This is a genomic window from Dokdonella sp. (assembly GCF_036518555.1).
Classification (GTDB): domain Bacteria; phylum Pseudomonadota; class Gammaproteobacteria; order Xanthomonadales; family Rhodanobacteraceae; genus Dokdonella_A.
In genome coordinates this window covers 1-7,330 of sequence record NZ_DATDMY010000071.1, presented here as the reverse complement: position 1 = coordinate 7,330, position 7,330 = coordinate 1, and the positions used below count along the sequence as shown (strand labels likewise).

The following is a 7,330-nucleotide window of genomic DNA, read 5'->3' as shown; positions in this document are numbered from 1 at the left end:
GCGGCGCGCCGTGCAGGCGCTCGAGTTCGGCGAGGGCCATGCTCGCTGCAGGCTGGCTCAGGCCGAGCTGGGCCGCCGCCGCGCGCACGCTGCCGGCGTCGACGATCGCGACGAGTACCTCGAGCTGGCGTGGGCTGATCGCTATCATCAGTAATGATTATATATCGTATCGATATTATCGATTTTCATTATCGCGTGCGCCCACCGAGAATGCGCACATGTCGATCCCCCGCCTGCTGCCCGGCCTCTTCCTCGCGCTGCTGCTCGGCCTCGCCGCGGTCGGCGCGGCCGCGACACCGTACGCCGCGCGCCTGCAGGTCTCCGCGCTCACGCTCGCGATCGTGCTCGGCATGGCGCTCGGCAATGCCGTCGGCGCGCGCATGCCGGCCAGTTCCGCCGCGGGCGTCGCGTTCGCCCAGCGTTCGCTGCTGCGCGCGGGCGTCGTGCTGTACGGACTGCGCATCAGTTACCAGCAGATCGCCGCGATCGGCCCGGGCGCGCTCGTGCTCGATCTCGCGATCGTCGGCAGCACGCTCGCGCTGGGACTCTGGATCGGCCGGCGCTGGCTCGGGCTCGACCGCGACACCGCGCTGCTGACTGCGTGCGGCAGCGCGATCTGCGGCGCCGCAGCGGTGCTCGCGACCGAACGCGTCGTGCGCGCCGAGCCGGGCAAGGTCGCGATCGCGATCGCGAGCGTCGTGCTGTTCGGCACCCTCGACATCTTCCTTTACCCGCTGGTCTTCCCCCATCTCGGACTCGCGCCGCTGGAGTTCGGCGTCTACGCGGGGGCGACCGTGCACGAGGTCGCGCAGGTCGTCGCGGTCGGCAGCGCGATCGGGCCGCAGGCGGCGGATACCGCGGTCGTGGTCAAGCTCACGCGCGTGTTGCTGCTCGTCCCTTTCCTGTTCGCGCTCGGTGGTTGGGAGGCGCGGCGCGGCGGCGAACGCGGCGCGATCAGCGTGCCGTGGTTCGCGCTCGCATTCGTCGGCGTGTGCGCGTTCAACTCGGTCGTCGCGCTGCCCGCCGCGCTGCGTGCGGCGATGCTCGACCTCGACACCCTGCTGCTCGCGACCGCGATGGCTGCGCTCGGGCTGGAGACGCGCTTCGCGCGCCTGCGCGCGCTCGGCCCGAAGCCGTTGCTGCTTGCGCTGCTGCTGTTCGGCTGGCTCGTCGTCGGCGGATACGGGCTGACCCGCGTGCTCGCGTGACGCGCGCTGCGCCGGGCGCACCGGTCGCTCGGGTAACATGAACGCATGCGCGACCCCCACGACGACCGCCACATCCACAAGAAGCGCTTCGGCCAGCACTTCCTGCACGACGCCGGCGTGCTCGCGCGGATCGTGCAGGCGATCGCGCCCCGGCCCGGCGATCGCGTCGTCGAGATCGGCCCTGGCGACGGTGCCCTGACCCTGCCGCTGCTGCGCGCGCTCGGCCGGTTGACCGTGATCGAACTCGACCGCGACCTCGTCCCGCGCCTGCGTGCGGCGGCCGAGGGCGTGGGGGAGCTCGACATCGTCAACGCCGACGTGCTCTCGGTGGACCTGCGCCGCCTCGCCGGCGACACGCCGTTGCGCGTCGTCGGCAACCTGCCCTACAACATCTCCTCGCCGATCCTGTTCCACTGCATCGAGCAGATCGACGCGATCCGCGACATGCATTTCATGCTGCAGAGGGAAGTCGTCGACCGCATGGCCGCGGCGCCCGGCAGCAAGGTGTACGGACGGCTGTCCGTGATGCTGCAGCTCGCGTGCCGCGTGGAGCCGCTGCTCGAGGTGCCTCCGGCCGCGTTCAGGCCGCCGCCGAAGGTCGACTCGGCGGTGGTGCGCCTGCGCCCGCGCCCCGCGGCCGAGCGCCCCGACGCGGACGCGACGATGATCGAGCGCGTCGTCAAGGCCGCCTTCGGGCAGCGCCGCAAGACGCTCTCGAACGCGCTGCACGGCTTGCTCGACCCGGAGCGCATCGCCCTCGCCGGGGTCGATCCGCGCGCTCGCGCCGAACAGCTGCCTCCGACGGCCTTCGTCGAACTTGCCCGCGTGGCCAGCCTCCCCGACAATCGGCAACCATGAGCGGCAAGAAGCCTTACGACATCACGATTTCCGTCAACACGCGCTTCCTCGACGACCAGTCGGCGCCGGGGGACAACCGCTACGCGTTCGCCTACACGATCACGATCGTCAACGAGGGCACGGTCGGCGCGCGCCTGCTGTCGCGCCACTGGATCATCACCGACGGCAACGGCAAGGTGCACGAGGTGCGCGGCGACGGCGTCGTCGGCGAACAGCCGTGGGTGCGCCCGGGCGACGACTACGAGTACACCTCGGGCGCCGTGCTCGAGACCTCCCTCGGCACGATGCGCGGCAGCTACCAGATGATCGCCGACGACGGTACGCATTTCGACGCGATGATCCCCGCCTTCGTGCTGTCGATACCGAGGACGCTGCACTGACCATGGACGCCGATCTCCGCAGGAAACCGCTCCCGCGCGCGCAGCGCCCCACCGGGCCGGCGTGCTGACATGGCGGTCTGGGCCGTCGGCGACATCCAGGGTTGCCACGACGAACTGACTCGGCTGATCGACAAGCTGCGCCTCGACCCGGCGAACGATACGCTGTGGTTCTGCGGCGACCTCGTCAATCGCGGTGGCCAGTCGCTCGCGGTCCTGCGCACGGTGAAGGCGCTCGGCGAGCGCGTCGTCGTCGCCCTCGGCAACCACGACCTGTCACTGCTCGCGATCGCCGAGCGCAAGCGCGAAGACCAGCAGCGCGTCAATCCCGAGCTGCGCGAGATCCTGTTTGCGCCCGATCGCGACGAGCTGCTCGCCTGGCTGCGCCGGCAGAAGCTGCTGCACGTCGACCGCAACCTCGGCTTCGCGCTCGTGCATGCGGGCCTGTTCCCGCGCTGGACGATCGCGCAGGCCGAGGAGATGGCGCACGAGATCGAGGACAAGCTGCGCAGCGAGGGCTACCGTCGCCTGTTGAAGCAGCTGTTCGGCAACAAGCCGGACCTATGGACGCCGAAGCTGCGCGGCATCGACCGCTGGCGCGCGGGCATCAACGTGTTCACGCGCATGCGCTACTGCGACGTGCGCGGGCGCATCGGCTTCGGCGACAAGGGCGCGCCGGGCACGCAGCGACCGGGCCTGTATCCGTGGTACGAGGTCCCGGGCCAGGTGAAGCGCGACATCCGCATCGTCTGCGGCCACTGGTCGACGCTCGGCCGCTTCGCCGGTCTCGGCGTGCACGCGATCGACACCGGTTGCGTCTGGGGCGGCTGGCTGACCGCGATGCGCCTCGACGTCGAGGAGCCCGAGTACGTCACGATCAAGTCGGACCGCAAGCCGATGCCGGGCAAGGACATGGATTGACGGCCGGCGTTCCCGATTGGACGTCCGGACAATGCGCGTTCGATTGCAGTACGCGCTCGCTGCCTGGTCGGCCACATCGGGCCTCGGGGATGAACCGGTGGGGTTCGTGCGCACGCACGACGGTGGCTTCGTAATCGGTGGGACTCACGGCCGCGCCGCTCGCGACTGCGTGCGTCTCGTGCCGCTGCGTTCCACCCTACGCCCTGCCTGCCGGCGGCGAAGTCCGTCGCGCGCACTCGCATTTCGCCGCAGCGGGTACCATCTGGGCATCGCAGGATTCGAGGCGAGGCGATGGCGACCATGAGGAAAAAGCGACTGGACGAGCTTCAGTTCTCGCTGGTCGCGCGCGCGCTGGCGGAACCTCGGCGTTACCAGATGCTGCGGACGATCGGCGAGCATCCGGCGCCGATGCCATGCTGCGCCCTGCAGGAAACGCACAACGTCAGCGCGGCGACCATTTCCCACCACATCAAGGAGTTGGAGGCCGCCGGACTGATCCGCATCGTGCGCGAGGGCAAGTTCGCCCATCTCAGCGTCCAGCGCGACGTGCTGCGCGCCTACCTGGACCAGCTCGCGGAAATCTGAGCGCCCCTTGAAAGCCGTCCGGGCGTCCCCTTGTCGGTACAACGATTAGACACTTGTCTAATCATCAAATCATACAAGGAACCGACATGAGCAAGCTGGCAGGCAAGGTGGCCGTGGTGACGGGCGCATCGAAGGGTATCGGCGCCGGGATCGCGAAGGCGTTGGCCGCGGCCGGCGCATCCGTGGTCGTCAATTATGCGACGAGCAAGGAAGGCGCCGACCGCGTGGTCGCGCAGATCGAGGCCGATGGCGGCAAGGCGATCGCGGTACAGGGCGACGTCGCGAAGGCAGCCGACGTGCAGCGCCTGTTCGCCGAGGCCAAACGCGCGTACGGCGCGGTCGACGTGCTGGTGAACAATGCCGGCGTCTACCAGTTCGCCCCGCTGGAACAGGTGACCGAGGAGGAATTCCACCGCCAGTTCAACACGAACGTGCTCGGCCTGCTCCTCGCGACGCAGGAAGCCTCCAGGCACTTCGGCAGCGGCGGCGGCAGCGTCATCAACATCAGCTCCGTGGCGAGCCAGCTCGGATTGCCGGGTTCGTCGGTCTACGCCGCCACCAAGAGTTCGGTGGACACGATCACGCACGTGCTTTCCAAGGAGCTGGGCCCGCGCAACATCCGCGTGAACGCGATCAATCCGGGCGGTGTGGAGACCGAAGGCACGCATGCGATGGGCATCATCGGCAGCGACTTCGAGAAGGACATGGTCGCGAAGACCCCGCTCGGTCGCATCGGACAACCGGACGACATCGCGTCGATCGCCGTGTTCCTCGCCTCGGCGGACGCAGGCTGGATCAGCGGCGAGACGCTGCGCGCTTCCGGCGGCATGCGCTGAGCCGCGCGCGGCGGCACGCGGACCGGTTCGGTTCGCGTGCCGCCTGCGCTGCGTGGCGGTGCCGGACACGCCTTCGCGCCGGGCGGGTGCGGGCGCAAATGTGCCACGGCGCTTCGGGGCGGCGGTGGGACTCGAGGGCGCGTGCCTCGCGTGCACATGCGTCTTGTGCTGCGCCCCAGCCTACGTGCGCTCGTAGTCGACGAAGTCCATCGCGTAGGCATGACGCGCATCGGCCGCATGGTGTTCGCGCGCTGTCTCGCGCCATGACCCGGCGTCGAACGCGGGGAAATGCGCATCGGCGCCGTCGGCGATCGTGTCGATCCAGGTGAGGTGCAGGTGCGTGGCGCGCGGCAACGCCAGTGCATAGACCTCGCCGCCGCCGATCACCGCGAGTTCGCCCGCGGCGCGCGCGCGATCGATCGCTTCGTCGAGCGAATGCACGACGCTCTGGCCCGCGTACGGCGCGGCGTCGCCGCGCGTGAGCACGACGTTGTCGCGCCCCGGCAGCGCGCGACCGATCGCGAGCGCGGTCTTTCGCCCCATCAGCACGGGCCGGCCGAGCGTGAGCGCCTTGAAGCGGCGCAGGTCGTCCGGCAGGTGCCAGGGCATCACGCCGCCGCGGCCGATCGCGAGCCGGCGGTCGAGCGCGGCGATCAACGAGATCCTCATCCGCGTAGTGTGACGGCCCGGCCCGCGGAAGTCAGCGGGCGATGACTTCCGACACTGCATCGCACGCGCGGTCGCGTCGAGACTGATCGCCACCGTCCGGAGAGCACCGATGCCGATTGCGCCGCTCCTGCTGCCGATCCTCGCGTTCGCCGCGTCGAATGCGCCCGCCCCTTCGCACGACCTGCACGCGCGCTTCGAAGCGGACCTCGTCCATCTCGATGCGCCGCTCGCGCACGGCGGCACCGTGCACTTCTACACCGACAGCGGTGGCGGACTGTTCCTGACCGAGGCCGCGGTCGAGCGGCTCGGCCTGTCGACGCTCGCATTGCCCGCGGGCAGCGATGCGCCGCCGGGCGCGCGCGGCGTGGGCTGGCCCGCGTTCCGCGATGCGGCGATTCCAGCGCCGCCCGGCGACGGCATCGTGCCGGTCATGCCGACGGACCCGAAGGCACCCGCATGGATCGACTGGGACGGCATGCTCGGCCAGGGCTGGTTCGGCGGACACGTCTGGACCTGGGATTACCCGGCGAAGCGGCTCGTGCTCGAGGGCGATGGCTGGAAGCCCACGGCCGACGCCACGCGCGTCGCGCTCGGCTTCAAGGCCGGCGCCGACGGCGCGCGCGAGACGAACTTCCCGCGCATCACCGTGCGCATCGACGGCCGTGCGGTCGACCTGTTGCTCGACACCGGCGCGACGACGAGGCTCACGCCCGCGGCGCTGAAGGCGCTCGGCGACGGCGGGCCCGCCGTGCGCGCGACGAGCATGATCGCCGACGTGCAGTTCAAGGCCTGGCGCGCGGCCCATCCCGACTGGCGCGTGATCGAGGACGCACAGGAACAGACGCACGCGGCGATGATCGAAGTACCGAGCGTCGAGATCGCCGGCCACGCGATCGGTCCCGTCTGGTTCACCTGGCGCCCGGATCGCGCGTTCCACGAATTCATGTCGGGCATGATGGACGCGAAGGTCGAAGGCGCACTCGGCGGCAACGCGCTGCGCCATTTCGCGATGACGGTCGACTATCCCGGCGGCGCCGCTTGGTTCCGCTGCAGCGCCGGCTGCAAGGTCACACCGCGACCGGCGCCTTGATCGCCGGGTGCGGCGCGTAGCCGGCGATCGCGACATCCTCGTAGCGGAAGTCGAACAGCGAACGCACGTCGGGATTCAGCACGAGCTTCGGCAACGGCCGCGGCTCGCGTGCGAGCTGCTCGCGCGCTTGCTCGAAATGATTCGAGTACAGGTGCGCGTCGCCCAGCGTATGCACGAAATCGCCCGGTTCCAAGCCGGTCACCTGCGCGACCATGTGCGTGAGCAGCGCATAACTCGCGATGTTGAACGGCACGCCGAGGAAGATGTCGCCCGAGCGCTGGTAGAGCTGGCACGACAGACGCCCGTTCGCGACGTAGAACTGGAACATCGTGTGACACGGCTGCAGCGCCATGCGCGGCAGGTCGGCGACGTTCCACGCGCTGACGATGAGGCGACGCGAATCGGGGTTGCGGCGGATCTCGTCGACGACCCATGCGATCTGGTCGATCGTGCGGCCGTCGGGCGCGGACCAGCTGCGCCACTGCTTGCCGTAGACCGGACCGAGCTCGCCGTCGGCATCGGCCCATTCGTCCCAGATCGTCACGCCGTTTTGCCTGAGGTAGCGCACGTTCGTTTCGCCGCGCAGGAACCAGATCAGCTCGTGCACGATCGACTTGAGGTGCAGCTTCTTCGTCGTGACGAGCGGAAACCCTTCGGCGAGGTCGTAACGCATCTGCCAGCCGAACACGCTGCGCGTGCCCGTGCCGGTGCGGTCGGCCTTGTCGGCGCCGTGGTCGAGCACGTGCCGCAGCAGCTCGAGGTAGGCGCGCATCAGGCCACGTTCCT

General features: G+C 69.7%; 10 protein-coding genes. 7 read left to right on the top strand and 3 right to left on the bottom strand.

The features are described 5' to 3' along the window. The coding region (locus VI238_RS04665; protein ID WP_331648961.1) for a LysR family transcriptional regulator at window positions 1-148 on the bottom strand (148 nt) is incomplete at its 3' end. 70 nt (window positions 149-218) lie between these two features. On the opposite strand from VI238_RS04665, the gene VI238_RS04660 reads away from it, so the two are divergent. The 6 genes from VI238_RS04660 (at window position 219) to VI238_RS04635 (ending at window position 4,785) form a co-directional block, all read left to right on the top strand. Beyond that, window positions 219-1,208 carry a YeiH family protein gene (locus tag VI238_RS04660; protein WP_331648957.1) on the top strand — a complete coding sequence of 330 codons (990 nt, stop codon included), beginning with the start codon at window positions 219-221 and terminating at the stop codon, window positions 1,206-1,208. Window positions 1,209-1,253: 45 nt separating this feature from the next. Continuing rightward, window positions 1,254-2,066 (top strand): 16S rRNA (adenine(1518)-N(6)/adenine(1519)-N(6))-dimethyltransferase RsmA, encoded by an 813-nt coding sequence (rsmA, locus tag VI238_RS04655; protein WP_331648955.1) that lies wholly within the window; start codon window positions 1,254-1,256, stop codon window positions 2,064-2,066. Next, window positions 2,063-2,446 carry a Co2+/Mg2+ efflux protein ApaG gene (gene apaG / locus VI238_RS04650; RefSeq protein ID WP_331648952.1) on the top strand — a complete coding sequence of 128 codons (384 nt, stop codon included), beginning with the start codon at window positions 2,063-2,065 and terminating at the stop codon, window positions 2,444-2,446. The genes rsmA and apaG overlap by 4 nt, the downstream gene beginning before the upstream one ends. Before the next feature lie 69 nt (window positions 2,447-2,515). Beyond that, on the top strand, window positions 2,516-3,364 hold the full coding sequence (locus tag VI238_RS04645; protein ID WP_331648950.1) for a symmetrical bis(5'-nucleosyl)-tetraphosphatase: 849 nt from the start codon (window positions 2,516-2,518) through the stop codon (window positions 3,362-3,364). Between the two features lie 291 nt (window positions 3,365-3,655). Beyond that, window positions 3,656-3,949, top strand: coding sequence for a helix-turn-helix domain-containing protein (locus tag VI238_RS04640; protein WP_331648948.1), 294 nt, complete (start codon window positions 3,656-3,658; stop codon window positions 3,947-3,949). Between the two features lie 86 nt (window positions 3,950-4,035). Next, the gene (locus VI238_RS04635) at window positions 4,036-4,785 is read left to right on the top strand and encodes a glucose 1-dehydrogenase (protein ID WP_331648946.1); all 750 of its coding nucleotides are present in this window, start codon (window positions 4,036-4,038) and stop codon (window positions 4,783-4,785) included. A gap of 180 nt (window positions 4,786-4,965) precedes the next feature. Here the strand turns inward: VI238_RS04635 and VI238_RS04630 are convergent, their stop codons facing one another. After that, window positions 4,966-5,454 carry a dihydrofolate reductase gene (locus VI238_RS04630; protein WP_331648945.1) on the bottom strand — a complete coding sequence of 163 codons (489 nt, stop codon included), beginning with the start codon at window positions 5,452-5,454 and terminating at the stop codon, window positions 4,966-4,968. Between the two features lie 109 nt (window positions 5,455-5,563). Between VI238_RS04630 and VI238_RS04625 the strand changes: the two genes are divergently transcribed. After that, window positions 5,564-6,544: a hypothetical protein gene (locus VI238_RS04625; RefSeq protein WP_331648943.1), complete on the top strand. Its 981-nt coding sequence runs from the start codon at window positions 5,564-5,566 to the stop codon at window positions 6,542-6,544. On the opposite strand, the gene VI238_RS04620 is transcribed toward VI238_RS04625, so the two are convergent. Next, on the bottom strand, window positions 6,522-7,316 hold the full coding sequence (locus VI238_RS04620; RefSeq protein ID WP_331648959.1) for a thymidylate synthase: 795 nt from the start codon (window positions 7,314-7,316) through the stop codon (window positions 6,522-6,524). The two genes, VI238_RS04625 and VI238_RS04620, sit on opposite strands and share 23 nt — an antisense overlap. Window positions 7,317-7,330: the final 14 nt, after the last annotated feature.

Bases quoted from the DNA above. Each gene is read 5' to 3' on its own strand.
- VI238_RS04620 (WP_331648959.1), bottom strand. From the start codon at position 7,316: ATGCGCGCCTACCTCGAGCTGCTGCGGCACGTGCTCGACCACGGCGCC.
- VI238_RS04640 (WP_331648948.1), top strand. From the start codon at position 3,656: ATGGCGACCATGAGGAAAAAGCGACTGGACGAGCTTCAGTTCTCGCTG.
- apaG (WP_331648952.1), top strand. From the start codon at position 2,063: ATGAGCGGCAAGAAGCCTTACGACATCACGATTTCCGTCAACACGCGC.
- VI238_RS04645 (WP_331648950.1), top strand. From the start codon at position 2,516: ATGGCGGTCTGGGCCGTCGGCGACATCCAGGGTTGCCACGACGAACTG.
- VI238_RS04660 (WP_331648957.1), top strand. From the start codon at position 219: ATGTCGATCCCCCGCCTGCTGCCCGGCCTCTTCCTCGCGCTGCTGCTC.
- VI238_RS04630 (WP_331648945.1), bottom strand. From the start codon at position 5,454: ATGAGGATCTCGTTGATCGCCGCGCTCGACCGCCGGCTCGCGATCGGC.
- VI238_RS04625 (WP_331648943.1), top strand. From the start codon at position 5,564: ATGCCGATTGCGCCGCTCCTGCTGCCGATCCTCGCGTTCGCCGCGTCG.
- VI238_RS04635 (WP_331648946.1), top strand. From the start codon at position 4,036: ATGAGCAAGCTGGCAGGCAAGGTGGCCGTGGTGACGGGCGCATCGAAG.
- rsmA (WP_331648955.1), top strand. From the start codon at position 1,254: ATGCGCGACCCCCACGACGACCGCCACATCCACAAGAAGCGCTTCGGC.